Source organism: Hyphomonas sediminis, assembly GCF_019679475.1.
Classification (GTDB): Bacteria; Pseudomonadota; Alphaproteobacteria; order Caulobacterales; family Hyphomonadaceae; genus Hyphomonas; species Hyphomonas sediminis.
In genome coordinates, this window is record NZ_JAIEZP010000001.1 from 3086436 (window position 1) to 3111268 (window position 24833).

At 59.3% G+C, this 24833-nt stretch carries 21 protein-coding genes, 7 pseudogenes and 1 other annotated feature; of the genes and pseudogenes, 16 read left to right on the forward strand and 12 right to left on the reverse strand.

What is annotated here, in order from left to right:
- Window positions 1-20 precede the first annotated feature (20 nt).
- The 5 genes and pseudogenes from K1X12_RS14925 to K1X12_RS16990 all read left to right on the forward strand — a co-directional run.
- The gene (locus tag K1X12_RS14925; RefSeq protein WP_220988363.1) at window positions 21-746 is read left to right on the forward strand and encodes a TetR/AcrR family transcriptional regulator; all 726 of its coding nucleotides are present in this window, start codon (window positions 21-23) and stop codon (window positions 744-746) included.
- 105 nt (window positions 747-851) lie between these two features.
- The gene (locus K1X12_RS14930; protein WP_220988365.1) at window positions 852-3188 is read left to right on the forward strand and encodes a TonB-dependent receptor; all 2337 of its coding nucleotides are present in this window, start codon (window positions 852-854) and stop codon (window positions 3186-3188) included.
- Between the two features lie 76 nt (window positions 3189-3264).
- On the forward strand, window positions 3265-4644 hold the full coding sequence (locus tag K1X12_RS14935; RefSeq protein WP_220988366.1) for a sulfatase family protein: 1380 nt from the start codon (window positions 3265-3267) through the stop codon (window positions 4642-4644).
- Window positions 4645-4800 carry a DUF3732 domain-containing protein gene (locus tag K1X12_RS17250; protein WP_220988367.1) on the forward strand — a complete coding sequence of 52 codons (156 nt, stop codon included), beginning with the start codon at window positions 4645-4647 and terminating at the stop codon, window positions 4798-4800.
- A 60-nt stretch (window positions 4801-4860) separates the two neighbouring features.
- Window positions 4861-4956, forward strand: a pseudogene (locus K1X12_RS16990) (transposase); the annotation flags it as partial.
- A 51-nt stretch (window positions 4957-5007) separates the two neighbouring features.
- On the opposite strand, the pseudogene K1X12_RS17255 reads toward K1X12_RS16990, so the two are convergent.
- From K1X12_RS17255 to K1X12_RS16995, 3 genes and pseudogenes are all read right to left on the reverse strand, one after another.
- Window positions 5008-5178, reverse strand: a pseudogene (locus K1X12_RS17255) (IS6 family transposase); the annotation flags it as partial.
- A gap of 44 nt (window positions 5179-5222) precedes the next feature.
- Entirely contained in the window at window positions 5223-5927 is a 705-nt protein-coding gene (locus tag K1X12_RS14950; protein WP_220988370.1) for an IS6 family transposase, read from the reverse strand.
- A 9-nt stretch (window positions 5928-5936) separates the two neighbouring features.
- Complete coding sequence (locus K1X12_RS16995) at window positions 5937-6128, reverse strand: hypothetical protein (RefSeq protein WP_225907997.1); 192 nt, start codon at window positions 6126-6128, stop codon at window positions 5937-5939.
- On the opposite strand from K1X12_RS16995, the gene K1X12_RS14955 reads away from it, so the two are divergent.
- The gene (locus tag K1X12_RS14955) at window positions 6093-6980 is read left to right on the forward strand and encodes a hypothetical protein (RefSeq protein WP_369426172.1); all 888 of its coding nucleotides are present in this window, start codon (window positions 6093-6095) and stop codon (window positions 6978-6980) included. The two genes, K1X12_RS16995 and K1X12_RS14955, sit on opposite strands and share 36 nt — an antisense overlap.
- A 406-nt stretch (window positions 6981-7386) precedes the next feature.
- Here K1X12_RS14955 and K1X12_RS14960 read toward each other — a convergent pair whose 3' ends face one another.
- Both K1X12_RS14960 and K1X12_RS14965 read right to left on the reverse strand, forming a co-directional pair.
- Window positions 7387-8091 carry an IS6 family transposase gene (locus K1X12_RS14960; protein WP_220988371.1) on the reverse strand — a complete coding sequence of 235 codons (705 nt, stop codon included), beginning with the start codon at window positions 8089-8091 and terminating at the stop codon, window positions 7387-7389.
- 56 nt (window positions 8092-8147) lie between these two features.
- Window positions 8148-8562 (reverse strand): annotated as a pseudogene (locus K1X12_RS14965) (IS6 family transposase); the annotation flags it as partial.
- A gap of 254 nt (window positions 8563-8816) precedes the next feature.
- Between K1X12_RS14965 and K1X12_RS14970 the strand changes: the two are divergent.
- From K1X12_RS14970 to K1X12_RS14995, 6 genes are all read left to right on the forward strand, one after another.
- The gene (locus K1X12_RS14970; RefSeq protein ID WP_220988372.1) at window positions 8817-9491 is read left to right on the forward strand and encodes a response regulator transcription factor; all 675 of its coding nucleotides are present in this window, start codon (window positions 8817-8819) and stop codon (window positions 9489-9491) included.
- The gene (locus tag K1X12_RS14975; RefSeq protein WP_220988373.1) at window positions 9488-10492 is read left to right on the forward strand and encodes a sensor histidine kinase; all 1005 of its coding nucleotides are present in this window, start codon (window positions 9488-9490) and stop codon (window positions 10490-10492) included. The genes K1X12_RS14970 and K1X12_RS14975 overlap by 4 nt, the downstream gene beginning before the upstream one ends.
- Window positions 10493-10604: 112 nt before the next feature.
- Entirely contained in the window at window positions 10605-11660 is a 1056-nt protein-coding gene (locus tag K1X12_RS14980) for an efflux RND transporter periplasmic adaptor subunit (RefSeq protein ID WP_220988374.1), read from the forward strand.
- The gene (locus K1X12_RS14985; RefSeq protein WP_220988375.1) at window positions 11660-14776 is read left to right on the forward strand and encodes an efflux RND transporter permease subunit; all 3117 of its coding nucleotides are present in this window, start codon (window positions 11660-11662) and stop codon (window positions 14774-14776) included. Before K1X12_RS14980 ends, K1X12_RS14985 begins: the two co-directional genes overlap by 1 nt.
- On the forward strand, window positions 14752-15063 hold the full coding sequence (locus K1X12_RS14990; protein ID WP_220988376.1) for a DUF3240 family protein: 312 nt from the start codon (window positions 14752-14754) through the stop codon (window positions 15061-15063). Before K1X12_RS14985 ends, K1X12_RS14990 begins: the two co-directional genes overlap by 25 nt.
- Window positions 15060-16304, forward strand: coding sequence for a TolC family protein (locus K1X12_RS14995; RefSeq protein ID WP_220988378.1), 1245 nt, complete (start codon window positions 15060-15062; stop codon window positions 16302-16304). The genes K1X12_RS14990 and K1X12_RS14995 overlap by 4 nt, the downstream gene beginning before the upstream one ends.
- Window positions 16305-16341: 37 nt before the next feature.
- Here K1X12_RS14995 and K1X12_RS17260 read toward each other — a convergent pair.
- The 5 genes and pseudogenes from K1X12_RS17260 to K1X12_RS15020 form a co-directional block, all read right to left on the reverse strand.
- Window positions 16342-16862: pseudogene (locus tag K1X12_RS17260) on the reverse strand (IS6 family transposase).
- A 166-nt stretch (window positions 16863-17028) separates the two neighbouring features.
- A complete protein-coding gene (locus K1X12_RS15005) occupies window positions 17029-17889 on the reverse strand; it encodes a DUF6671 family protein (RefSeq protein ID WP_220988379.1) in 861 nt (286 codons plus the stop codon).
- Entirely contained in the window at window positions 17889-18782 is an 894-nt protein-coding gene (gene cysD / locus K1X12_RS15010) for a sulfate adenylyltransferase subunit CysD (protein ID WP_220988380.1), read from the reverse strand. The genes K1X12_RS15005 and cysD overlap by 1 nt, the downstream gene beginning before the upstream one ends.
- Window positions 18779-19213: pseudogene (locus K1X12_RS15015) on the reverse strand (putative inorganic carbon transporter subunit DabA); the annotation flags it as partial. The pseudogene K1X12_RS15015 and the gene cysD, both read right to left, overlap by 4 nt.
- 54 nt (window positions 19214-19267) lie before the next feature.
- Window positions 19268-19972 (reverse strand): IS6 family transposase, encoded by a 705-nt coding sequence (locus tag K1X12_RS15020; RefSeq protein ID WP_220988383.1) that lies wholly within the window; start codon window positions 19970-19972, stop codon window positions 19268-19270.
- A 65-nt stretch (window positions 19973-20037) separates the two neighbouring features.
- On the opposite strand from K1X12_RS15020, the gene K1X12_RS15025 reads away from it, so the two are divergent.
- From K1X12_RS15025 to istA, 4 genes and pseudogenes are all read left to right on the forward strand, one after another.
- Window positions 20038-20910, forward strand: a complete 873-nt coding sequence (locus tag K1X12_RS15025) for an HlyD family secretion protein (protein ID WP_220988384.1) — start codon at window positions 20038-20040, stop codon at window positions 20908-20910.
- 9 nt (window positions 20911-20919) lie between these two features.
- Window positions 20920-22074, forward strand: coding sequence for an ABC transporter permease (locus K1X12_RS15030; protein ID WP_035601291.1), 1155 nt, complete (start codon window positions 20920-20922; stop codon window positions 22072-22074).
- On the forward strand, window positions 22071-23207 hold the full coding sequence (locus K1X12_RS15035; protein WP_035601293.1) for an ABC transporter permease: 1137 nt from the start codon (window positions 22071-22073) through the stop codon (window positions 23205-23207). Before K1X12_RS15030 ends, K1X12_RS15035 begins: the two co-directional genes overlap by 4 nt.
- Before the next feature lie 155 nt (window positions 23208-23362).
- A pseudogene (istA, locus tag K1X12_RS15040) lies at window positions 23363-23980 on the forward strand (IS21 family transposase); the annotation flags it as partial.
- Here the strand turns inward: istA and K1X12_RS15045 are convergent.
- A pseudogene (locus K1X12_RS15045) lies at window positions 23968-24464 on the reverse strand (transposase); the annotation flags it as partial. The pseudogenes istA and K1X12_RS15045 sit on opposite strands and share 13 nt — an antisense overlap.
- Window positions 24061-24177 (reverse strand) — a sequence feature (AL1L pseudoknot). It overlaps the preceding pseudogene by 117 nt.
- Window positions 24465-24547: 83 nt before the next feature.
- Window positions 24548-24787, reverse strand: a complete 240-nt coding sequence (locus K1X12_RS17265) for a RyR domain-containing protein (protein WP_220988385.1) — start codon at window positions 24785-24787, stop codon at window positions 24548-24550.
- Window positions 24788-24833: the final 46 nt, after the last annotated feature.

Below are 24833 nucleotides of genomic sequence, written 5' to 3' on the forward strand. Positions count from 1 at the left end.
CTGATAAGAAGGCTGGCGTATTGTTGTTCAAGGAATTCCTGATGCCTGCCGGAGCGAAAACACCTGCCAAGAAATCGTCGCGCGCGCCCCAGCAGTCCCGCTCGGAGGAAAGCCGGGCAAATATCCTCAACGCGGCGCGAAGAGCCTTTGCGGAAAAGGGATTCGAGACGGCCAACATGCGCGATATCGCCGCCGATGCCGGCGTAACGCACACACTGATCCGCTACCATTTCGGCAGCAAGGAAGAGCTCTGGAAGGTGGTGGTGACAAACATGTTCGACCGCCTTTCGCAGGAAATGCGTGAGGGGATGAAAGCCGCCAGGGGCGCGTCTCCCCAGGAAAACCTGCGTCACTTCCTGCGCACCTACATCCGCTACTGCGCACGCAATCCGGAACATGTTCGCATCATGATCATGGAATCGGTTCAGGGAGGCGACCGTATCGAGTGGATGATCGGATATATTCGCAAGAGCCATAAGTCCCAGACCCCGTTCCTGCGCCACCTCATGAAAGAAGGCGACCTTCCTGAAGTCTGGCTGGCCTCTCTCTTCTATTCGATCTCTGCAATATGCCAGATGCCGTTCGTCCTCGCCCAATCGATCAAGGGGGTCTATGGGGTCGATATTCTGTCAGAGGAATCTATTGAGGCGCACACGGATACGGTGCTGGCCCTGCTTCTGCGCGACAAGCCGAAAAACCGGAAACACTGGCCTGCTTTGCCTGACTGGACCAAAGCCAAGGCGTGAACCCGTTTTTCTAAACGGTGAGATTAAACGCCCCCATTGACAAACTTTCCAATTGTCGAAATTTTCCACCGGGAAAGCTTTAAGGCTTCCGGGAGGAAAAAGATAATGCACTCTAAGCACCGAATACTATTCACAGCATCCGCGCTCACCATTGCCCTTGCGAGCTTCGCGCCAATTGTTCTGGCCCAGGAAGAAACCCCTGAGGATGACAATCGCCGCCTCGGCACGGTTACGGTTACGGCTCAGCGTGTTGAGCAAAACATTCAACAGGTCCCGATCTCCGTCACCGCCATCGGCGGGGCAGACCTTGCGGCGCGCCAGATCGACGGCTTCGATCAACTCCAGTATGTGGCGCCCGGCGTTACCTTCAATTCCGGGGTCAATGCGCGCCAATCCGCCACGACGATCCGCGGTGTCGGCACTGGCCTGTTTAATATCGGCATCGAAGGCAGCGTCGCAATTGCCGTGGATGGCGTTATCATGGGCCGCGAAGGCGCCGGCATCTTCGACTTCGCGGATGTCGAGCGCGTGGAAGTTCTGCGTGGGCCGCAAGGCACCCTGTTTGGCAAGAACGCATCCGCCGGTGTTATTTCCATCGTGACCAAGAAGCCGACAGAAGAACTGACCGCCGAGATGAATCTTGGCTACGGTTCTTATGACGAGGTCAATGCATATGGCGCGATTTCCGGCCCGCTCGCCGACGGCATAACGGCGCGCCTCTCCGCTTACTCAAACACGCGGGACGGCTACATCAAGAACGTGAACCCGAACGCCCCGCAAAAGCGCGTGAACGAGCGCAATGAGCAGGGTGTGCGCGCGAAGGTCAACTTTGCGCTGTCTGACAGTTCCGACCTGCTGTTGAGCGGCGACTATGTAACGCGCGATCAGGCGGCCGGCGCGCTGACTTACCGGCAGGCATCGGCTGGTGGTGCCGGGACCGGCCTTCTGGGTTATGGTGTTCCCGCGATCCGGAACCAGTCGGCTGCCCTGGGTATTGTTCCGGGCCCTGACAACCTCAGTATCGGATCGGAATCTCCGTTCACTTCCAAAATGGACGCATGGGGCCTTGCCGCAGAATATAGCCGAAGCTTTGGCGAATTCGAGTTCGTCTCGCTGACATCATACCGCGAATGGGACAGTGTTGATAACAACGATTCTGACCTGACGCCGCTGCCCATACTGGAAATCAATTCCGGCGACCTGAGCCAGGCCCAGTTCAGCCAGGAATTCCGTATTGTTTCCCCACGCGACCGCGCCTTCACCTACACGCTGGGCGCTTATTATTTCACGCAGGAAATCGACCAGAACAACATCCAGGCAGGTACCGCCGGCCTGAACCTTCTGGGCGCCCTGCCGCCGGGCGCGCGTGTCGGCACACGGCTGGAATCAGAGTTCAGCGAAACCAACTATGCCGTGTTCGGTCAGGGCGAATATGCCGTGACCGAAAAGCTGTCCCTGATTGGCGGCTTGCGGATACTCAATTCCGAAGTGGAGGGCAGCCAGGAGAAGTTCATCTCGGATGGAGCCGTCGCGCCCTTTGCGGGCCAAGCTGTTTCCAATGGCGTGCAAAGCGCTGGAGACGATGACACCGCGCTCGTCTGGCGGCTCGGCGCGCAGTACTTTGTGGACGACAACACCAACCTCTTCACGACAGTCACCCGCGGGTACAAGTCTGCCGGTGTGGTGCAGGGACTGACCATCAACCCGGTCAGCGGCAACACGCTGCCGACTGTGGAAGCAGAAATCCCGACCCAGTTTGAAGCAGGCATCCGGCGCACCTCTCAAGATGGCCGCCTGGTCACGAACTTCACAGGCTTCTTCGGTCAGATTGAGGACTTCCAGGCCCAAACCCTCGTCCCGGGCCCCTCCGGCACCTCCATATTCAACGTATCGAATGCGGGCAAAGCTGAAACCTATGGCTTCGAGAGCGAAATTACCGCCCTGCCAACGGAAAATCTCACCCTCTCAGCCGCTATTGCCTACACCAGGGCCACGTTCGATGAGTTCACCGGCGCGCCCTGCTATCAGCTGCAAACTGCGGCGCAGGGATGCACCGGCACCCCCCGGTCGCAGGATCTGTCGGGCAAGCGCCTGCCAAACTCCCCGGAGTGGGTGATCAACGCGCTGGCCCGGTATGACTTCGACCTGACCGCGCAAAACAAGGCCTTCGTACAACTGGGCGCCCAATATCGCAGTGACACAATGTCCGGTCTTGCCAATGATCCGAACACGGTCATTGACGCTTATACCCTGCTGGATATGCAGGTCGGTGTGACCTTCTGGGACGACCGGGCAACCTTCACAGTGTTCGGGCGCAACCTGACTGACGAAAACTTTGCAGAAGCCATCGTCGCCATGCCGTTTGATACCGGTGGCTATGCTCAGTTCGTGACACTGGAAGCCCAGCGCACCTGGGGCGCTAAACTCGCCTTGCGGTACTGATCGCCTCCCTGACCAGGGGCGGGGCAGCCCATAAGCTGGCCCGCCCCGTCCCTTCAGCAACGGGAAGGACCCCGTCATGCCACCAAGATATTTCCGCTGGGCCGCCATACTTCTGTTCGCGGCCGCCTGCGCCGGTTCGCCCAATTCCAGCATCGCGAATTCGGAAACAACGAGCACGCCCCCGCCGGCGCCAAACATCATCATTATCCTGACAGATGATCTCGGATGGGGTGATATCGCCCTCAACGGTTCCCGGCTGATCAAGACACCCAACATAGACAGGATCGGCCAGGAGGGCATCCAGCTTACGGACTTCTATGCCGGTTCGAACGTTTGTTCGCCTTCACGGGCAGCATTGCTGACAGGCCGCTATCCCATCCGCTCCGGGATGCAGCATGTCATCTTTCCTCACTCCCAGGACGGACTTCCCGCCGACGAGACAACGATCGCAGAAATGCTGCGCGACACAGGCTACCGGACCGGCATGATCGGCAAATGGCACCTCGGCCATACGGATGAATTCTGGCCGACCAATCAGGGGTTCGACTGGTTTTATGGCGTCGCATATTCAAACGACATGGCTCCCTTCGACCTTTATGAAGGCAAGACAATCATCCAGAGCCCGGCAGACCAGAGCCAGCTCAGCCTGAACTATGCGAAGGCCGCTAAAGCCTTCATTGAAGAGGGGAATGGCAAACCTTTCTTCCTCTATTACGCTGAAACCTTCCCGCACATTCCACTCTTTGTTTCCGATGACCGCACAGGGAAATCAGAAGCGGGCCTTTATGGCGATGTGGTCGAAACGCTGGACGCCGGGATCGGGATCATTCTTGACGCGCTCGACGAAGCCGGCGTCGCAGACAACACGCTGATCGTATTCACCAGCGATAACGGCCCGTGGTTTGAGGGCAGCGCCGGGGATTTGAGGGGCCGCAAGGGAGAAACGCATGAAGGTGGCTTCCGCGTGCCCTTCCTGGCACGCTGGCCCGGGCGCATACCGGCCGGCAGTGTCAGCCATGAAATGGCGATGAATATCGATCTCCTTCCGACAGCTGCCGCCATTTCCGGCGCTCACCTGCCCGACGACCGCGTCATCGATGGCAGGGACCTGACAGAAATGCTGACCTCCGGCGCGTCCACACCGCACGATCTTCTCTTCTTCTTCGACGGCAATGACATTGTTGCTGCGCGCGACAAGCGGTTCCGGCTGGTTCTGAACACTTTCTACCGCACAATGAACGTTCCGTTTGAGTATTTCGGCGCAGCGCTCCTGTTTGACCTGGAAAAGGACCCGGAAGAGTCCTTCAGCTTCCTGCGGGAGTATCCGGCAGAGGCTGAACGGCTCAAGTCAGCGGTCCAGGCACTGCGCAAGGAAGTCGCCGGAAACGTGAAGGAGGCAACAAGCCACCTGCCCCCGACAGACGGCACCCCCACGGGCCCGCAGTTGAACGACTAAATGCCCCCCCTGGCCTTACAACGCTTTTTTCTCACCATGCCGAATCACCCTGTTCCTAGCTTCTTGATCTACGATCAGCCCAGCCACGTTTATTTTCCGTCAGGTTTCGACACCCACGATGAAGAAGCCACCGGCAGAACCCGTGATCAGGATTGACCCAGCCCCCTGAATTCCGGCCATGATTTTGCAGACTCTCTCGATTAGAGAGGATGACACATGCGCAAGAGCAGATTCACAGACGAGCAGATCATCGCGATGATCCGGGAGCACGAGAGCGGCGTGAAGACGGCAGACATTTGCCGAAAGTACGGGTGGTGTCAAACGAATGCGAACCAGTCTCCGATATTCGCGCGCGAGCGGACCTCAGGCAACAAGAAGTTCCCGCCATTCGCGAAGCGCGGCGTCGCGTCTGACTTTAAAGTTTGTCCGAGAGTAAAGATGCCTTTCGAGATTGAAATGGTTGTATACAGATGAGTGGATAGATGCGAATTTCTGAAGACTTCGCAGTCGCCGGAAACGCGACATGGTGCTGTCAGACAAATGCGAACCCGTCTCCGAAATTCGCAAGCGAGCGGGCATCAGACAACAAGAAGCTCGCGCCATTCACGAAGGGCGGCGTCACGTAGTGATTTGAATCTGGCCCTCCCTTCGATGTTTCTCTGATGATTGAAATGATTGTGAACTGACGAATGGGCCGCAGCGAACTTCTGCAGACTTCGCATCCGCCGGAAGCGCGACATCGCTCGCTCTCGTCGGTGGAACGGTTGGTGCGAATTTTCAGCACGATTGTTTAGGTGGCGGCCAATCTCGCGACGATTCGCGTTGCCTATCTCTTTCATCGCTGCGCCATATGACCGAAGCTTGTCCGTCACCACGACTTGCGGATTGCCATACCTTTTCATCGCTTTTCTGAGGAATTTCAGCGCTGCGTCCTTATCGCGCTTCTTCGTGACGTACGCTTCAAGTACCTCCCCTTCGTGGTCGACCGCCCGCCAGAGATAGTGCGTCTCGCCCCGGATCTTCACAAAGACCTCGTCCAAGTGCCAGCGCCACTGCGGAACCTGGCGCATCGCCTCAGATCTCCGCTTTCGGATCTTGTTCGCGAAGTAATTTCCAAACCGATCCACCCAGAGCCGGACGCTTTCGTGACAAACATCAATGCCTCGCTCATGGAGAAGATCCTCGACATTCCTCAATGACAGCGGAAATCGAACGTACATCATCACGCCAAGCTGGATAATCTCGGGCGACGTTTTGAAGTAGCGGAATGGGTTCTTGGCCATTTCCAAAGGCTAAGCCCCGGATTTCGCCGCTTCAACCCCGGTTGCGCTGACAATGCCTACCGAACCAAACCCCGGACCTTCAGCAATGGCCGAAAAGTCGGGGGCGAGTCGCTCAGGCGCGGTCACATTCATTTCCTGCTGCGTAATCCAATTTATGTTGGTCGCATTCGCCACAAGCGCGAAGTCCACGACGGTTTGCATGAGCCGCTCATCGATGAGGCGCTGTGGGACCGGGTTCAGGCAAAGCTTGGCGCGCAAGATAAACTTGGCCGGCGAAGCGCATCTGGCAATCGCCCCTTACTGACTGGCAAGCTGGTCGATGAAACCGGCGATCGGCTCACGCCGTCTCATGCGAGCAAAGGCCCTCGGCGTTATCGCTACTATGTGTCGTCTCGCCTTCTCGAAGGCAGAGGCAACCGCGCCGATGGCTGGCGCCTGCCCGCCAAGCAGCTCGAAACCCAGCTTGCCCAGGCTGTCAGCGAGTATCTCATCACCGCCGGACCTCAGATATTCCACAGCCCTACTGCAACACTCATTGAACAAAGTATGCCCAAGTTGGCGTCAATCTCGAACCTCGAGTCCCTGGAGCTCATCGCGCAATGCAAAATTTCAGAGGGGCAACTCCAACTGGAAATCGCCGCAAAACCTCTGGCCGAAAGGTTGAAGGTAAAGGAAACTGAATTGGCTGCATCATTTCTGAACTTCACCTCGCCCTTTCAGATCAAGCGCCGAGGCGTCGAAGCCCGTCTCATCATCGGCGGCGTTACATCCCGGACGGATGAAACATTGATCCGCGCCATTGCGCTGGCGCATGCCTGGGCAACAGAGCTTCGCGCCGGCACATCTATGACCACCCTCGCCGAGCGCCGCAGCTGCACGCTCGCCTTCATCCGTCAGCGTTTGCCGCTGGCGTTTCTCTCGCCCAGTATTATCGAGGCGATCCTCGCAGGTCGCCAGCCTCACGACCTGACGCTCACAAAGCTGATCACCCATCCTATTCCGCTCGATTGGGATGATCAGTGGGCAGACCTCGGCTTTTCAACCAGCGCCTGATACCGCCACCTCATTCCCTGCTTTTGCAAAGGCCTTCCCTGTTTGGGCCAGGAAAATTCCCTGTTCCGCGTTTAGGGAATTTGCGCGCATCTCCCTGAAATGAACGGCGATTTATCGGGCCTGTCAGAGGCATTCCCTGATCTTTTGCGGAAATTCCCTGTAAATTGGCCTGGAACAGGGAAAATGGCGATAAGGGAACTGTTGCAAAAGCCGAACAGAGACGAGGCGCCAATAAGCGCCAAAAAATTCGCTGATACGGAAAACGGAGACCGCAGCCTCGCGCCAAACCCCGCCTGTTTGCGGGGTTTTGGGGGTCCCTAACGGAACTATCTCAAAATCTGAAAATGACTGGCGGTGGTGTCAGGCTAATGCGAACCCGTCTCCGAAATTCGCGCACACGCAGGTGCTAGGCTACAAGAAGGTCGCGCCATTCGCGAAGAGCGGCGTTCCTGTTAGCTTTGAAGGTTGATCGCGAGTAGAGATGCCTCTCCAGGTTAAAATGATTGTGTACAGACGAATGGGCTGAGGCGAACTTCTGCAAACTTCGCATTCGCCTGAAGCGCGACATCGCGCGCTCTCGTCGCCGGAATGGCTGGTGTGAATTTTCAGCTCGATTGTTGAGATGGCGGCCCGTCTCGCGACGGCGTACATTGCCAATCTCTTTCATCGCGGCACCGTAGGAGCGGAGCTTGTCCGTGACGACTACCACTGGATTACCATACCGTTTCATCGCTTTTCTGAGGAATTTCAGGGCTGCAGCTTTGTCGCGTTTCTTCGTGACGTACGCTTCAAGCACCTCCCCTTCGTGATCGACCGCACGCCACAGATAATGCGTCTCGCCGCGGATCTTCACAAAGACCTCGTCCAGATGCCAGCGCCACTGCGGCACCTGGCGCATCGCCTCCGACCTCCGCTTACGGATCTTGTTCGCGAAATAGGTGCCGAAACGGTCGGCCCATTGCCTGATCGTTTCGTGACAGATATCGATACCTCGCTCATGAAGGAGGTCTTCGACATTGCGAAGCGACAACGGAAAGCGGATGTACATCATCACGCCAAGCTGGATGATTTCAGGCGAGGTCTTGAAGTAGCGAAACGGATTTTGGGCCATTTACCGAGGTTACGCCTCTGGAATTGCCTTCTCAAGGCCGTTTGCCCTGACACTACCACCACAACCTCTGGGTTTCCATAGCGTTTCATGGCTTTTCTCAGGAATTTCAACGCCGCAGCCTTCTCGCGCTTCTTCGTGACATAGGCTTCCAGTACGTCTCCTTCATGGTCCACAGCGCGCCAAAAGGTAGTGCGTCTGGCCTCGAATTTTCACGAAGACCTCATCCAGGTGCCAGCGCCATTGGTTGACCCGGCGCATCGCCTCAGATCTCCGCTTACGGATTTTATCTGCGAAATATGTCCCTAATCGATCGACCCAGAGACGCACGCTTTCGTGGCAAATGTCGATGCCGCGTTCATGGAGCAGGTCTTCAACGTTCCTCAATGACAACGGAAATCGAACATACATCATGAGCGCAAGCTGGATGATCTCGGGCGAGGTTTTGAAGTAGCGGAACGGGTTCTTGGTCATCTTCCGAGGCTAAACGCCCCTGCCCTACGCCTCAAGGCCGTTTGCCCTGACAATGCCACAACGCCCACCCTCGCCCAAGACCTGTTTATGGAGTCTCGTCCAGGCCATTTATGTCTCTGACATCTGTCCTTGATACCTGAAGCCAAGAGTAGATGCCGATCGGGTCAACCCTCCTACAGATTTGATTAGTAAAAAACCATTGTCAGCGGCATGTCAGTAAGATGCAGGATACGTGATAAAAAAACGAGTAACCCATGCGGATATTGATCATTGAGGACAATCAGGCCCTGCGTGCGCTCCTTGTCGAGCGGCTTGGCGTGCGCGGTATCGATGCCGATCAGGCCGCCGGTCTGGGCGATGCGGCGCACCTCATCGCATCCAGTCACTATGATGCGCTTCTCCTCGATCTTGGCCTGCCCGATGGCGACGGGTTGAACTGGCTGGCGACTTTGCCGAAATCGCGCCCGCCAGTGCTGGTCCTGACAGCGCGCGGCACGCTTCACGAGCGGGTCAAGGGGCTCGATACCGGTGCCGATGACTATCTGGTCAAGCCTGCCGAGGCCGAGGAAATCGCCGCGCGCCTTCGCGCAATCATGCGCCGTCCCGGAGAAAGGGAGCGCGTGCGCCTGTCATGCAACGAATTGATACTGGAACTCGCCACACGCGAAGTCTGGTACGGGGCGGTTCCCATCGCGCTGGGAAGGAAGGAACTACAAATGCTGGAAATCCTGTTGCGCAATTGCGGCCGGGTTGTGCCTCGTGAGCGGATCGAAGCGGCGGTCTATGGCGCCGATGAAGCGGTGACGCCAAATGCTCTGGAGGCGCTGGGGTCGCGTCTGCGAAAACGTTTGTCGGAGGCGGGCGCGGAAAACATCCTGCACGCTGTCAGGGGCGTCGGTTACTATCTCGGTCAGCGGACAGTCGCATGAGGTCTATTCGCTTTCGATTGCTGACAGGCTTTGCCGTGTCCGGGCTCATCGGCGCGTGTGTTCTGGCGATCACTGTCGTGCTGCAATACGATCTCCTTTCATCGTCGGCGCCTTCGAATGAGACGGCCCGGGCTGAAATCCTCGAACATGTGATCCTGCCGCTGGTCGTCTTTCTGGTCCTCTTCGCCACCGGAGCCGTTCTGGTTGTCCGACAGGTGGAGACCGAACTCACCGAAACTGCAAAGGAGATCAGCCAGGCCGCCGCCGAGCTCAAGAGTTACGATCCGGATCTGGCAGAATTCCCGAATGAACTTCGCCCCTTTGTCCGGGCTGTGAGCGGGTTGACCAAGCGATTGTCGGGACATGCCAGGCGTCAGGAAGCCTTTGCCGCGGACGCGGCGCACGAGCTCAAGACTCCACTGGCCCTGCTCGCGCTTGAACTCGACAAGCTCTCGGAAACGGATGCCCAACGGTTTCGTGACCACATCCGTTCCCTGTCGGACATGATCGACCAGTTCCTCCTGCTCTCGCGCAGCAATGCAGCGGAGATCGCCGGGCCGAGTTTCCTTATCGATCCCTCATCACTGGTCCGCTCAATTGTTGAGGAACTGGCGCCGTCTGCGATCGAGGCCGGACGCGAACTCTCCTGCCAGACGGTGAACGCCGCGTTCATCACGGGGCTTGAGGAGGCGATCGCCGCAGCCGTTCGCACGCTGGTGAGCAACGCGATCCGGGCAACGCCGCCTGGCGGGCAGATTGTGGTTGTCGCGGGTCCCGGGCCAATGATCAGTGTTCTCGATGATGGGCCGGGTCTGGATCCGACCGCGCTCGAACATCTGAAGGCCCGCGGCGTGCGCGCTGACAGTGCACCTGGCGGGGCCGCAGGCCTCGGGCTGGCCATCGCCGACCGCATTGCCGAAGCCCATGGGGGCGAGTTGCAGACCTGTCGTCCAGGCGCGAACGGACTTCGCCTCATTTTTCCGTCTCATTTGAGTGTTTGATTGTCGCAGCTCAGCAGAAATTGAACGCGGTTCGGCGCCCTGTCAGTCTCACGTCAGCGAGAATTGATAGCAGGCGGAAGATATCCAACATTGCCTGGGGCTTCTGCGGACAATGCGCATTTTTGCAGTGATTATTTCGGTTATGCTCGTCCTGATCGGCAACGGGGCCGCTCTTGCTCAGGGCATCGAACTCACGGCTGCGCAACGCAAGGCACTTGGTATTGAAACAGTCTCTGTGAGCTCCGCCCTGAACCGCCCGGGAGCACGCACATTCGCAGGGAATGTCATCATTCCCCCCGGCGACAGCACACCCGTCACGTCACCCTTTAACTCGGTGCTTGTCGAACTGCTCGTCGTTCCGGGATCCACCGTGACTGCGGGCACCCCCGTCGCACGCCTCTACAGCCCAGATTATGAGGCCAGTCGCGCGGACCTTCAAACACGGTCTCTCAATGCAACGCATCTACGCGAACTTGCCGAGCGAACGGAGACACTTGGCACCTTGGGCCTGAGGTCGCAGCAGGAAATTGATGAAGCGCGTCACGACGCGGCGTCGGCGCAACTCGCCTATGAAACGCTCAGAAGAAGTCTTTCGATCGTGCAGCCGGCTTCAGGTTCGGGCGAGTTTATTCTAACGGCTTTGAGAGACGGAGACGTCGTGCAGCTGCCTGTCGCGCCGGGGCAATCTGTGGACCGCGCGGAGCCTGTGGTGATCATCCGGGCCGGTGACAGCCAATGGATGATGGTGGCAGTGCCTGAAGACATCGCCGCAGGACTGGCGACGGGCGTTTCGGTTCGCCTTGAAGCCACAGGCGAGACCGGTGAAATCGTCGCGCTCGATCCTCAGATCAATCCGGTCACTCGCTCGGTGGATGTCTATGTGATCCTGCCGCAAGAGCGCAACTGGCGGGTTGGGCAACTCGTCGATGTGGCGTTCTCTGACGGGGCCCCTGGTAAGGCGGCCTACAGAGTCCCAGCGCGCGCCATCGTCCGCTTTGGTGCCGAAGCGGCTGTTTTTGTTGACCGGCCCGGCGGCGTGGAACGCATCCTGGTTGAGATCGTCTCGCAGGACCGCTCGGTTGCCCTTGTTTCGGGTGACCTCAAGGCGGGTGACCGCGTCGTCGTTTCGGGCCTTGCCGCGCTCAAGAATATTCTGGAGGCGGAGTGATGGGGCTTCTAGACCGCCTGATTGCCTTTTCGCTGACCCAGCGCGTCTTCATTCTCGGCGCGGCCCTGGTCCTTTTCGCCGCCGGGGGGTATGCGGCCCTGAAGCTCCCGATCGATGCGTTTCCAGAGATCGCGCCGACGCAGGTGAAGATCATAATGAAGGCGCCAGGCATGACGCCGGAGGAGGTCGAGTCCCGGGTTGTGCGCCCCCTGGAAGCCGAGCTGCTTGGTATCCCGAACCAGGTCATCATGCGGGCCCAGGCCAAATATGCCATTGCCGACATAACCATCGACTTCACCGATGGTACGGACATTTACTGGGCGCGCCAACAAGTCTCCGAACGGTTGGCGATTGTGCGCGAGGACCTTCCTGGGACGGTTGATGGTGGCCTTGCGCCGATTTCAACCGCCTTATCCGAGATCTTCATGTTTACCCTCGAAGGCGACGCGTTCTCGCTTGAGGAAAAACGCAGCCTGCTGGACTGGACGATCCGGCCCGCCTTACGCGGCATTGATGGTGTCGCCGACGTCAATGCGCTTGGCGGCCGGGTCGTAACCTATTCGGTCGTGCCCGATCAGGCGGCCATGGCGGCGTCGGGCATCAGCCTGTCCATGCTTCGCGAAGCTCTGGAGCTGAATAACAGTAATGATGGGGCAGGCCGTATAAGTGAAGGTGAAGAAGCCCTCGTCGTGCGATCAGTGGGAGCGGCGAGCGGAGTACAGGACCTCGCCGAACGAGTGATCACCGAGCGCAACGGAACTGTCGTGCGGATAAGCGATGTCGCCCGCGTCGAAACCGGGTCGCTGACACGGTATGGCTCGGTGACGCGTGACGGCCTCGGAGAGACCGTACAGGGCATTATCGTATCGCGGCGCGGTGCGGACGCACGACTTGTTGTGCAGGAGGTTCAAGCGAAGCTGGCCGAACTGGAGAACAGTTTTCCTGAGGGCTTGACGGTGTCGGTATTCTACAATCGCGCCGAACTCATCGAGACGGCTGTTGGCTCTGTTACAGAGGCACTCCTGATCGCCATTGGCCTCGTGATTCTGTTGCTGATCCTGTTTCTCGGGGACTGGCGCGCGGCACTTGTTGTCAGTCTGATCCTTCCTGCAGCGATGCTCGCGACCTTTATCCTGATGCGCATCTTCGGTCTGACCGCGAACCTGATGAGCCTTGGCGGACTCGCCATCGCGATTGGCATGATCGTGGACGGCGCCATTGTCGTGGCTGACAATGCGGTGGAGCGGTTGCGGATGAACCGGCAGGCGAACCCGCTCCATGTCATTTACCGTGCGGCCAGCGAAGTGGCACTTCCGACTTCGTCGGGAGTCTTCATAATCTGTCTCGTCTTCCTGCCATTGCTCACCCTTCAGGGCTTGGAGGGAAAGCTGTTCGCACCGGTGGCGCTTGCGATTGTCTTCGCTCTGGGATCGGCTCTGCTCCTGGCTTTCACACTGATACCGGTTCTGGCGTCCTATCTCCTGAAACGAAAAGCCGGCGGCGAAACAGTCGTAATGCGACTGCTTACACCCGCCTATGAAGCGACACTTGGTATCGTCCTGAAACGCCCTTCGCTGATCTACGCGCTGGCGGCGATCAGTGCCGTGATTGCGGTGGTCGCTTACCAGAATACCGGGAAGACCTTCATGCCGACCATGAATGAAGGCGATGTCGTGATGCAGGCCGCCTCGCTCCCCTCGATCACGCTCAACCAGAGCGAGGCAGACGATCTGCGGATGGAGGCCGCCATTCTTGCGGCTGTACCTGAGGTCGAGCATGTCATCGCGCGCGTGGGTTCCGATGAACTCGGCCTGGACCCGATGGGCCTGAATGAAAGTGACATGTTCCTGCAGCTTGCCCCACGCGAGACCTGGCGCGGACCGAACACCGACTGGCTTGTCGGCGAGATCCGGTCCGTCGTCGATGATTTCGTCGGCATCGAAACGGCCTTTACCCAGCCGATCGAGATGCGGGTGTCCGAGCTGCTGACTGGCTCGCGCGGTGATCTGGCCATCAAAATCTTCGGCACCGACTATGACACTCTGGCCGATCTGGCCGGGCAGATCGAATCAGTTGTCGCCGGTATTCCGGGAGCCTCCGATGTGTTCACAACGTCCAACGACGTCTCTGAATACCTCCAGATCGACATCAATCCCCAGCGCGCCGGGCGCTATGGATTTACCGTTGTCGATATTCAGGAAGAGCTTCGCGCACGGTTCGAAGGCGTGACGGTCGGCGAAATCATCGAGCCTGGCCGGCGAACGCCCATACTGGTGCGATATGATCGTGAGGTGACCAGCAGCGTCCCGGATGTCTCGCAGATCAACCTGGTCAACCCGCAGGGCATTCGTGTGCCCTTGAATGAAGTTGCCACGATCGAAAGAGTGTCAGGCCTGGCTGCGGCAGCCAGGGAAAATGCCTCGCGCTACGCTGTGGTCCAAGCCTTTGTCGAGGGCCGGGATCTGGTCAGCTTCGTGAATGACGCTCAGCGTGGAGTAAGCGAGCAGATCGACTTGCCGACTGGTTACACGCTGGAGTTCGGAGGTGAGTTTGAAAATCAACGCCGCGCCTCGGCGCGCCTCATACTGATGGTCCCGCTTTCGATCGGACTTATTTTCATCGTTCTGTTTGTCACCCTGCGATCCCTGCGCCAGTCGCTCCTCATCCTGTTCAACATCCCGTTTGCCCTTGTCGGCGGGATCATCGCGCTGAGCCTTTCGGGGGAATACCTGTCAGTGCCGGCATCGGTTGGCCTGATCGCACTACTTGGCGTGGCGGTGCTGAACGGGCTGGTTCTTGTCACCTGTTTCAACGATCTGCACCTCGTTGGTCATCCCCTTGAGAAGGCGGTCCAGATCGGTTCGGTCCGCCGCCTTCGGCCCGTGCTGATGACGGCGACGACTGCCGCCTTTGGTCTTGCACCATTGCTTTTTGCCAGTGGTCCGGGATCGGAACTGCAACGCCCGCTCGCCATCGTGGTCATGGGAGGATTGGGCTCGTCGACACTTCTGACCTTGTACCTCTTGCCGGTGCTCTATCGCCAGTTCGGCGCCGACAAATCCGCCCCATCGCTACACGCCGGAGATGTCCAATGGACACGACCCTTCGCAAGCTGACGCTTGTCGCACCCGCTTTGATCCAGGTTACGTTGATGGACTGCCTTGACGCCATTGAGCCGGCCCTGGCCGGCTACACCGTGCTGACCGGGGAAGGGCGCGGCGATGGCGCCGACCTTCCAACGGCCGCTGAACGCGTGCGTGGCGCGATGCGGGTGGTCACCGTGCTCATGGTCGTGCCAGAGCGCGAAATCGCCCCGATCCTCGAAGCGGTCCGGCAGGCTTGCCCGCGGCCCAACATCGCCTATTGGGTGGAGCCCATCCTCGAGTTTGGACGGTTGAAATGACAATGCGTTTCTTCGTCGTTGCAACGCTTTGCCTCTTTTGCGCAGGCGGGCCGTCCGTCGCGCAGGACGCTCTCGTTTTCCAACTCATGGAAGATGCCATACCCGCGACGCCCGCTGCCGAAATTGCCCGGGCCGACATCGAAAGGTCGAAATCCGTCGGGGAGCAATTGGTTGCGGGGCCCTATGAATTTGAACTGACCGCATCTGGCGGGTATCGGCGCGTCGAAGCGGCCATGGTTCCGGATATGGGCTACAGTGAATGGTCCCTCGACCTGACCCGCGCGGTTCGCCTGCCTGAAAAGCGGCAGGTTGATCGCGCACTGGCGAGCGTGGAACAGGACATTGCGGCGGCCCGCCGGGAGTTGAGTTTCTACGAGGAAAGACTGGCATTTGTCGGCTTGTGGAATGAATGGGCGCGCTGGGCGGCCCTGACCGAAACCTCAAGCCAATTGGCTGATAGTGCTCACGAACTGACCCGGCTGGCTCAGGCAAGGGTCGATGCAGGCTCTGGCCGGCAGGTTGAGGCGGACCTTCTGGCTGCCGAAGCCAGAGCCCTGCAGCTGATCGCCGGGGATGACCGTCTTCGCGTTGAGGCTGCACGTGCCGGGCTTCTGCAGCGCTATCCTGGCCTGAGCTTGCCTGAAGCCCCCCCCAGGCTTGACCTCGGCCCCGACCGCGTCGCCGCCATGCTGGCTCAGAGCGATGCCCCGGCAGCCGCCACCCGACAGGCCGCCTTGGAGGCCGAACGCGCAAGGTTGCTACTGCGCCGTTCCAATGCCGAGCGTCGCCCGGATCCGACCTTCGGTGTCGGCCTGCGAAATGAATTTGGCGGGGATGAGACCGCGATTGTGGCCTCGGTCTCTATTCCCCTTGGTGGCCGATCGCGCAGCAGTCGGGTCAGCGAAGCATCGGCGGTCGCAAGGCTTGCTGAAGCCGAGCAGCGCCGCAGGGCTTTGGACCTTGACGCCAGAATTCTGGAAGCGCGCCACCGGTATGACCGCTCAGACCGCCTTCTGGCCGGCGCCAAGGCGACGCTCGACCTGACAGCCAGCGCGCTTGACCGAATGCAGGCCGGCTATGACCTCGGTGAGGTTCGACTGGATGAGATCATTCCCGTGCGCCGCCGTCTGGCGGAAGCCGCACGCGTTCTGGCTGGGCATGAGACCGAGCGTCAGGCCGCCTATCTCGACCTGGCGGTTCTTCTGGACGTTGAATGCGGATCCACGGAGTTGCCAGACTAGCTCGAACCACTCTCTGTTTTTCGCGGACACGCAGGTCTCACGCAGCGGCAGCGATCAGCTCGCGCCATTCGCGAAGCGCGACGTCACGGTTCTTCTTGAAATTTGAGCGGGAGTAGAAATGCCTTTCGAGATTGAAGTGATTGTATACTGAGGAATGGAGCGAGGCGAACTTCTGTAAACTTCGCACGCGCCGCAAAGGGGACATCGCCCGCGCTCTTCGTCGAAACGGCAAGTGTGAGTTTTCGGCCCCCGTTATTGAAGTGTCGGCCAGTCTCCTGGCGCAATTCGTTCCCGGTCATCTTCATTGCAGCACTGTATGAGTGGCAACGATCTGTCACAAAAAACTGCGGATTGCCGTTTACGGATCTTGCGGGCAAAGAAAGTACCGAACCGATCGACCCAGTGGCGGACCGTTTCATGACAAATATCGATCCCGCGCTCGTGAAGCAGGTCTTCAACATTGCGCAGCGACCGCGAGAAACGGAAATACATCATCACCGCAAGCTGGATGATTTCGGGCGATGTCTTGAAGTAGCGGAACGGTGATTTTTTCATCATCCGAAGCTAAACGCCAGGATTGATCACCTCAAGGCTGGTTCCTTTGACAACGCCCAAACGAAGCCGAACTTCTCCGAAGGCGGTCATAGGCTGGCCTATAGCGAAAGACAGAAACAGAACGCCGCTTAGTGCTGGCTTATGCGCGAATGCGGCCGGCGGCCGTGAACTAAGGATTACAATATTGGCAGTGCGCTGGATCTGCCTCCGTCAACCCGTCTGACCGCGGCATAGGCCGTTCATTGTCGCAGGCGTAACAGCCCAGAACTTCATATAGTACCCATTGCGTCGGTGCTCCGCACCAGCTGCAGGGTAGTCCTTGTTCAGTTCGTTTCACACCCCAGCCGGGCGCCGCACACATGGAACATGTCCGCGAAAGGCGACCTGCAAATTTTCTCGCCAGCGACCCGATGGACATCATCCGTTTGGGATTGAAGTGGGCGCGCATGTCGGTCTGAACGAACGCCAGGCCATCGCTCGAAACACGGGCCGCTTGCACGATCGCCGCTTCCAGGTTCTCTAAGGTCTGTAGGCCCCTCTGAGCTCTACTCGCAGGGAAAATGTGTGGCCGCACAATCATCGCTTGATCGGGAAACCCGGCCGCACGAACCTGATCTGCAATATCGGTCAAGCATCTGGTTTCCCAGCTCACATAAGTGGGTGAAAGATCGACACTTTGATCGATCGCGACGAGACCGCTTTTCGCGTCGATCAGCACGATTTTTTCGAGGCCGACCGGGATAAAGGGCATTTGAGGATGCGGCCCGAAGCTGCCTTCGCTCGCAATAGCAAGATCCAGCCCGGGCACTTTCAATCCAAGCCGGGCTTTGGCGACAAGCACCTCATCCATGCTGCCTGGCCGCTCGATCTCGCCTGAAAACGTTCCCAATTGGTCTGTGTCGAGATCACCGGGCACTTCGATGTCGATGCCCAGGATGTCCCGGAACGCGGGGCCAATGGCGCGCTCCTTGCCGTGCATGGTGGCAAGGACCGCGCGGCGTCCGGCAAAGGCGGATGCAAGCCCTTGCATCAGAAATATCCATCACGCTTCTGATGTTCGAGCGTGCCTTCGTCGCCGATCCGGCCATTTCGTTCGGATCTCTTGCTTTGAAGCGTCTCCCTGACCACCGCCGACAGCGTCTCGGCCCCCGATTCCGTTGCGGCAGTGACGGGCCAGCAGCCAAGTGAGCGGAACCGGACCTTTCGCGGTTCAGGCGCGCCCAATCCCAGTTTTTCCGCCCGTTTCGGATCGTCGATCACGATCCACTGCCCCTTGTGGAATACCACGGGACGCTCCGCCGCAAAATAAAGCGGGCAAAGGCCGATGTTCCGGGTCAGAATCCACGCCCAAAGGTCAAACTCGGTCCAGTTTGAAAGCGGGAATACGCGCAGGGTCTGATCGGGCCGGCGTCGCCAGTTGTCGTTATTCCAGAGTTCAGGGCGCTGCTGTTTGGGATCCCAGCTATGACGTCGACCGCGAACGGAAACGATCCTCTCTTTCGCGCGGGAGGCTTCTTCGTCGCGGCGCGCACCGCCAAAAATGACATCGTACCGGCCGGCCTCGAGCGCCTGTTTCAGGGGGTCGGTTCGCATCACGCTGGTATAGTGCGATCCATGCTCGATGGGATTGAGGCCGGCCTCGCGTCCCTCCTCGTTGTGATGGATCACGAGTTCAAAGCGGTTCTCTGCAGCAAAGCGACTTCGGAAATCGAGCACGTCCCGGAATTCCCAGGTCGAGTCGATATGCAGCAAAGGCATGGGCGGAGGCGACGGGTAAAAGGCCCGAAGCGCCAGATGTGCCAGAACTGTCGAATCCTTGCCGCCCGAATAAAGCAGGACGGGCCGTTCGGATTCTGCCACGCCCTCTCGCAGGATCTGTATGGCTTCGCTTTCCAACTGGTCGAGATACAAGGGCGCCGTCATGCGGCCGCGGCGCGGTCGGCGCGCTCCCGCAAGGGCGCCGGCTCCCAGTTGAGTTCGCCGCAATAGCGCTCGGCGAGGCTGCCTGCATCATCGACCGTGTAAAGATGAAGCCAGCCATTCTCGAAGAGATCGCGGACATTCGGGTGGCGCGCGAGTATGCTGCTGATCGCCGCTTTCGGCGCGGCGACGCAAACCGTCAACCGGATTGGATCATGGGCCAGTTTCTCGCCGTCATGAACGGACTGGATCGGCAGGCCGGTACGAAGAACGCCGCCATTGCCCTCAAGCACGCCAAAACCGCCGACGACATTGTGCAACACCTTGTTTCCGCCGCCAAAGATATCCGGCGCAACCGCAGATCCGTAGTATTGAAGGCTGATCCAGCTGGCGACGACCACGGGCGCCGTCAGGATCAGTTCAAGGACCCGGAAGGGCGCTGTCAGACGAATACGAACCCGTCTCTGATAGTCGCGCGCGAGCGGGCCTCAGGCAGCGAGAAGCTCGCGCCATTCGAGAAGAGCGGCGTCACGTAGCGATTTGAACCTGGCCCTGCTCTCGATATTCCTTTGATGGTTGAAGTGATTGTACACAGACGAATGTATTGACGCGAACTTCTGGAGACTTCGCATTCGCCGGAAACGGGACATGGCTCGCTCTCGTCGGCGGAAAGGCTGGTGCGAGTTTTCGGAGCGGTTGTTCAGGTGGCGGCCGGTTTCGCGGCGGTGCGCGTTTCCAATTTCGCGCATTGCGGCACCATACGAGCGAAGCCTGTCGGTCACCACAACCTGAGGATTGCCATATCGCTTCATGGCTTTTCTGAGGAATTTCAAGGCTGCAGCTTTGTCGCGTTTCTTCGTCACATACGCTTCAAGCACCTCCCCTTCGTGATCCACCGCACGCCACAGGTAGTGGGTCTCGCCTCGAATTTTCACGAAGACCTCATCCAGGTGCCAACGCCATTGGTTGACCCGGCGCATCGCCTCAGACCTACGCTTACGGATTTTATCTGCGAAGTATGTCCCGAATCGATCGACCCAGAGACGCACGCTTTCGTGACAAACATCTATACCGCGCTCGTGCAGTAGGTCTTCGACGTTGCGAAGCGACAGGGGAAATCGGACATACATCAGCACGCCAAGCTGGATGATCTCGGGCGAGGTCTTGAAGTACCGGAAGGGGTTCTTGCTCATATTCCAAGGCTAAACGCCCTGCCCGGCTGGCTCAAGACCCGGTTCCGCTGACATCACCCCAGGGCATGGTGGACGCCCGGGAGGTTCGTGCCGCCAGCAAGGTCACCGGACGCATCGAAACTTTTCATGTGGCCGAAGGGGACAGGGTTGCTGCCGGACAGCTCCTCTTCACAGTCGACAGTCCTGAAGTCGCTGCCCGCTCGAAACAGGCTGGCGGCGCCGTCACGGCAGCGCAGGCTGCCGAGGCAAAGGCACAGGATGGCACCCGTCCTGAAGATATAAGGGCCGCAGAGGCCCAATGGCGCCGGGCAGAATCGGCTGCCGAACTCGCCGATGCGACCTATGCCCGGATCCAGCGCCTTTTCGACGAAGGCGTCACCACCGGCCAGCAGCGCGACGAGGCTGAAGCCAATGCCATCGCCTCACGTCAAACTGCACGCGCAGCAAGGGCCCAATATGACCAGGCCCTGGCCGGTGCGCGCGCCGAGGACAAGATCGCTGCAAGCGGCCAACTCGAACAGGCCCTCGGCGCGTACGCTGAAGTGGAGGCCGCCGCTGCCGAAACAAGGGTTGTCTCCCCCGTCGATGGCGAGGTCGGAAAGCGCCTCGCCCAGACCGGAGAACTCGTGCCACAGGGATTTCCTGTCTTCATGGTCACCGAGGTCCAGGATCCCTGGGTTACCGTGTTCATCCGGGAAGACCAGTTCAATGACCTGAAACAGGGCGCGGTCTACACAGGTCATGTTCCGGCGCTCGGCAATCTGGCTGCCGCTTTCCGCGTGACATTCATTGCACCCGCCGGAGATTTTGCGACCTGGCGCGCCACACGCCAGTCGACAGGCTATGACATCAAGAGTTTTGAAGTCAGGCTTGCCCCGACAGAGCCCATCGACCGGCTCCGCCCCGGCATGACCGTGCTTTTCGACTGGCCGCAATGAGTCATGGCGATGCGGGCATTCCTTTCCGCCTTCTGCCGGGAAATCCTTTTCCTGAGGCATAGTTTCTGGGACCGCGTGGTCATCCTCTGGATGCCACTCCTGTTGCTCGGACTGCCAGCCATGCAATTCTCTTCCGGCGTTATCCGGAACCTTCCCATCATTATCGTCGACCAGGACCAGACGCAGGCGTCGAGAGAGCTCGCGCACCGGATCGATGCGGCGCCCGAAGTCCGCGTCCTGGCAAGAATCCCGGACTTCGGCGAAGCAGAAGAACACGTCCGTACACGCAAGGCCTATGCGCTGGTCATGATCCCCGACGGGGCAGAGTCCGACATCCTGCAAGGCGGGTCAGCAGCGATCAGCATCTTCTACAATGCAAGCTACTCCACAGCCTCCGGATCGGCATTGCGCGCGGTCCGGGCGGCCGTACAGGATTATTCGGCCAAGCTTGCCATCGAGCGCGTTGCGGCGTTCGGGACCAGCCAGGCTCGACCTGCCCCCGTCACCGTCCAGACGACGATCCTTTTCAATCCGCAACGCAGCTACGAATTCCAGCTTGTTTCCCTGCTGCACCCGGCGCTCCTGCACCTTGCTTTCATGATTGCCGTGACAGGCGCCCTCGGCCGCGAACTCCGGGACGGGACGATCGGCGACTGGCTGGCAGGACGCCCAGGTGCTGCCAGCGCCATTGCAGGCAAGCTCGCCCCTTATGGCCTGGTCTTCATGGTCTGGAGCGGACTTGCCACGTCCTATCTCGCTGTCCTTCGCGGCTGGCCAATCCATGGCAGCCTGCCGCTGATCATGTCAGGCTACCTGGCGATGTATGCCGCCTATGCCGGGATTGCGCTCTTCATCGTCGGTCTGACCCGCTCCATGCTGCAATCCCTCTCCATGAGCGGGCTTTATGCCGGCGCCTCCTTTGCCTTTGCAGGCGCAATCTTCCCGATCCAGTCCGCATCCTCCTTTGCCCAGTTCTGGAGCGCCATCCTGCCCTATACCTGGTTTGCAAAACTCCTGTCCGAACAATGGAGCATGGCAAGCCCGCCCTCGGTCTCGCTGGGGCATATCGGTATCATGATGTTCATGGCGCTCGCCGGAGGAGTGATAGGTTTGCCGTCTTACATCCGTTCGGCCAGCCAGCCAGCCAGCTGGGGGCGCCGATGATCTGGCGCGCTTTCCTGACGACTTTCAAAACGATTTTCTCTGACCGGCCTGCCATGATGCTGCTGGTCGGATCGACTGTCCTCTATTCGTTTTTTTATCCGTCGGCCTATTCCGGCCAGGTCGCGACGCAGATCCCGATCGCGGTCGCAGATCTCGACAACAGCGCACCCAGCCGGGCGCTCGCCGTCAAGATCGAGGCCGTCCAGCAATCGCTTGTGGTCGCCCGGGTCCATTCCGTACGCGAGGCAGAGCGCCTGATAGAAGACGGGACGGTCACGGCCTTTGTTCTGATCCCGGAAGGATTTGGCGACGACATCCGGCGCGGGCGCCAGGGCAAGGTCTCCCTTTATGGCAACGGCGCATATCTCTTACGCAGCAGTGCCGGACTCTCCGGTATAGCAAACTCCCTTGGCTCGATCGCATTTGAATCGGCCGTCGACCAGTCACGCCTTCTTGGCCGGCCCGCAGCAAGTCCCCTGACGGTCATAGAGCGCCCCTTGTTCAACACGCGCGAAGGCTATGGCAGCACAGTTGTTCCAGGGGTCGTCTTCCTGATCCTGCACCAAACCCTGTTCATGGGTCTCGCCCTGCTGGCGGCAACATTGCGCGAAAAGCAGGGCTGGCTCGGCTTTGAGCTGAAGTCACTCCTTGGCATCGCCCTCGCCTTCTTTGTTCTGGGCGCTGCGGAAATTGCCTATTTTTCCGGCTTTGTCTTCTGGTTCCAGGATTATCCGAGAGCCCAGGCCGAACCGGCGGTTCTTCTCATTGCTGGCGGCCTGTTCGTGTCGGCTACGGTTTGCGGCGCGCTCGCGCTTGGCAGCTTTTTCCGGACACGGGAAAGACCCGTCCAGATATGGATCGTGACCTCCCTGCCAATCTACTTCCTGTCAGGCCTGTCCTGGCCCGTGCAGGCCATGCCGTCCTGGCTCGCTTGGTTCAGCCAGCTCTTTCCGACAACGGCAGGTATTCATGTCATGGTCGGTGTCAACCAGATGGGCGCGAGCCTTAAGGACATCGCTCCGGACCTCATCAACCTTGCGGTCCTGACCCTGGCCTATGGCGGGATTGCCATCTACCGGCTTTCCCTGCGCCCTTCCGGCGAGCCGGTACCCGCCTCGACCGGCCACGGATAAGTCCCTGGCAGCTCGGGTCCGTGTTCCATGGCAGTTTTCATGTGTTGATTGCCGTTGAGAATTGACCCTGGGAGGGCAGAAATTTCCACTGAGAAGTGACCCATGTTTGAACCGGTCCCGAGCTTTGGCGAGCGGGGGACCATGGAGTGTTGGACATGGCATTATTGAGCGTTATCCGGCGGTGGTATCACCGCGACCAGATGTCGATCCGGGAGATTTCCCGGCGGACGGGCCTTTCTCGAAACACGCTGCGCAAGTATCTGCGATCCGAGGTGGTCGAGCCGCGTTTCAGGACGCCGGACAGGCCGAGCAAGCTGGATCCTTATGCGGACCGGCTGTCGGCATGGCTGCGGCGGGAGATGACGCGGCCGCGCAAACAGAAGCGCACGATCAAGCAGCTGTATGCCGATCTGGTGAGCCTTGGCTATGATGGTTCGTATGGCCGGGTTGCGGCGTTTGCACGGGCCTGGCGAGACGAGTACCGCGTCCAGCAGCAGACAAGCGGACGAGGGACTTTTGTGCCGCTTTCATTCGCGCCGGGCGAGGCATTCCAGTTCGACTGGAGCGAGGACTGGGCGGTCATTGACGGTGTTCGCACGAAGCTTCAGGTCGCGCACTTCAAGCTCAGCTACAGCCGCGCCTTCTTCGTGCGCGCCTATATCCTTCAGACGCATGAGATGCTGTTCGACGCGCACAACCATGCGTTCCGTATGCTTGGCGGCGTGCCGCGGCGCGGGATCTACGACAACATGCGCACGGCGACCCGAAGGATCTCCGGCTTCAGCGTCTCGTCCCGGCGGATGCGCGGCGGCCTGCGTTCGGGGCGCCGCGCATCCGCCTCATGATAGGTCGACGGGGCAATCGGCAGAACCCTGCAGATCGGCTCGATCCCGTAAGCCTCTTTATGATCATCGATGAACGCGATCATGTCTTCGGTCGGCGGTCGAGCTCCGCCTGCGCGAAATATGCGGATGCCTTCCGGAGGATCTCGTTCGCCTGGCGAAGCTCCTTCACTTCGCGCTCAAGCATCTTGATCCGCTCGCGCTCTTCAGTGCTTGGCCCGGACCGCTTGCCGGCGTCCCGCTCGGCCTGCGCGACCCAGCCGTGCAGTGTCTGCGGCACGCACCCGATCTTGCCGGCGATCGAAACGATCGCTGCCCACTGCGACGGATAATCCCCGCCATGCTCCATCACCATCCGAACCGCTCGCTCACGCACCTCTGGCGAGTAATGAGATCTCTGCTTCTTGTCTGTCATAGGGCCACTCTCTCAAAGAAAATGGCCTCCGGCAAACCCGGCGCGGTTCAGTTGGCTACATATCTTATGAATTAAATCCGAAATTATCTGCCGGAGAGAGCTTTCACTATAGTGATCAGCAAATCATCCTTCTTCCTTTGAACTGCAGGAAGATCTGCGTACGGCACGATTAGTGGATGAGTCCGTAAATTTACATCTTTAACCGGCCCGAAACGCCAACCATCGCGGATTTTTGCGGTCATCCATTGCTGATGTTGTTCGGCGGGCCCATCCTCCGGATGCGACAGCGCATGCTCTACGCTTTCCCTTGTAGAAGCTTTCATCCAGGCCGGCGCACGAGACCAGGTTGGGGGGGCTTGCTCCCCGTTC

Excerpts from the sequence above, each read along its gene's own strand:
- K1X12_RS14930 (WP_220988365.1), top strand. The coding sequence starts at position 852 with ATGCACTCTAAGCACCGAATACTATTCACAGCATCCGCGCTCACCATT.
- K1X12_RS14935 (WP_220988366.1), top strand. The coding sequence starts at position 3,265 with ATGCCACCAAGATATTTCCGCTGGGCCGCCATACTTCTGTTCGCGGCC.
- K1X12_RS17250 (WP_220988367.1), top strand. The coding sequence starts at position 4,645 with ATGCCCCCCCTGGCCTTACAACGCTTTTTTCTCACCATGCCGAATCAC.
- K1X12_RS14950 (WP_220988370.1), bottom strand. The coding sequence starts at position 5,927 with ATGGCCAAGAACCCATTCCGCTACTTCAAAACGTCGCCCGAGATTATC.
- K1X12_RS16995 (WP_225907997.1), bottom strand. The coding sequence starts at position 6,128 with ATGCAAACCGTCGTGGACTTCGCGCTTGTGGCGAATGCGACCAACATA.
- K1X12_RS14960 (WP_220988371.1), bottom strand. The coding sequence starts at position 8,091 with ATGGCCCAAAATCCGTTTCGCTACTTCAAGACCTCGCCTGAAATCATC.
- K1X12_RS14970 (WP_220988372.1), top strand. The coding sequence starts at position 8,817 with ATGCGGATATTGATCATTGAGGACAATCAGGCCCTGCGTGCGCTCCTT.
- K1X12_RS14975 (WP_220988373.1), top strand. The coding sequence starts at position 9,488 with ATGAGGTCTATTCGCTTTCGATTGCTGACAGGCTTTGCCGTGTCCGGG.
- K1X12_RS14980 (WP_220988374.1), top strand. The coding sequence starts at position 10,605 with ATGCGCATTTTTGCAGTGATTATTTCGGTTATGCTCGTCCTGATCGGC.
- K1X12_RS14985 (WP_220988375.1), top strand. The coding sequence starts at position 11,660 with ATGGGGCTTCTAGACCGCCTGATTGCCTTTTCGCTGACCCAGCGCGTC.
- K1X12_RS14990 (WP_220988376.1), top strand. The coding sequence starts at position 14,752 with ATGGACACGACCCTTCGCAAGCTGACGCTTGTCGCACCCGCTTTGATC.
- K1X12_RS14995 (WP_220988378.1), top strand. The coding sequence starts at position 15,060 with ATGACAATGCGTTTCTTCGTCGTTGCAACGCTTTGCCTCTTTTGCGCA.
- K1X12_RS15005 (WP_220988379.1), bottom strand. The coding sequence starts at position 17,889 with ATGCAAGGGCTTGCATCCGCCTTTGCCGGACGCCGCGCGGTCCTTGCC.
- cysD (WP_220988380.1), bottom strand. The coding sequence starts at position 18,782 with ATGACGGCGCCCTTGTATCTCGACCAGTTGGAAAGCGAAGCCATACAG.
- K1X12_RS15020 (WP_220988383.1), bottom strand. The coding sequence starts at position 19,972 with ATGAGCAAGAACCCCTTCCGGTACTTCAAGACCTCGCCCGAGATCATC.
- K1X12_RS15025 (WP_220988384.1), top strand. The coding sequence starts at position 20,038 with ATGGTGGACGCCCGGGAGGTTCGTGCCGCCAGCAAGGTCACCGGACGC.
- K1X12_RS15030 (WP_035601291.1), top strand. The coding sequence starts at position 20,920 with ATGCGGGCATTCCTTTCCGCCTTCTGCCGGGAAATCCTTTTCCTGAGG.
- K1X12_RS15035 (WP_035601293.1), top strand. The coding sequence starts at position 22,071 with ATGATCTGGCGCGCTTTCCTGACGACTTTCAAAACGATTTTCTCTGAC.
- K1X12_RS17265 (WP_220988385.1), bottom strand. The coding sequence starts at position 24,787 with ATGAAAGCTTCTACAAGGGAAAGCGTAGAGCATGCGCTGTCGCATCCG.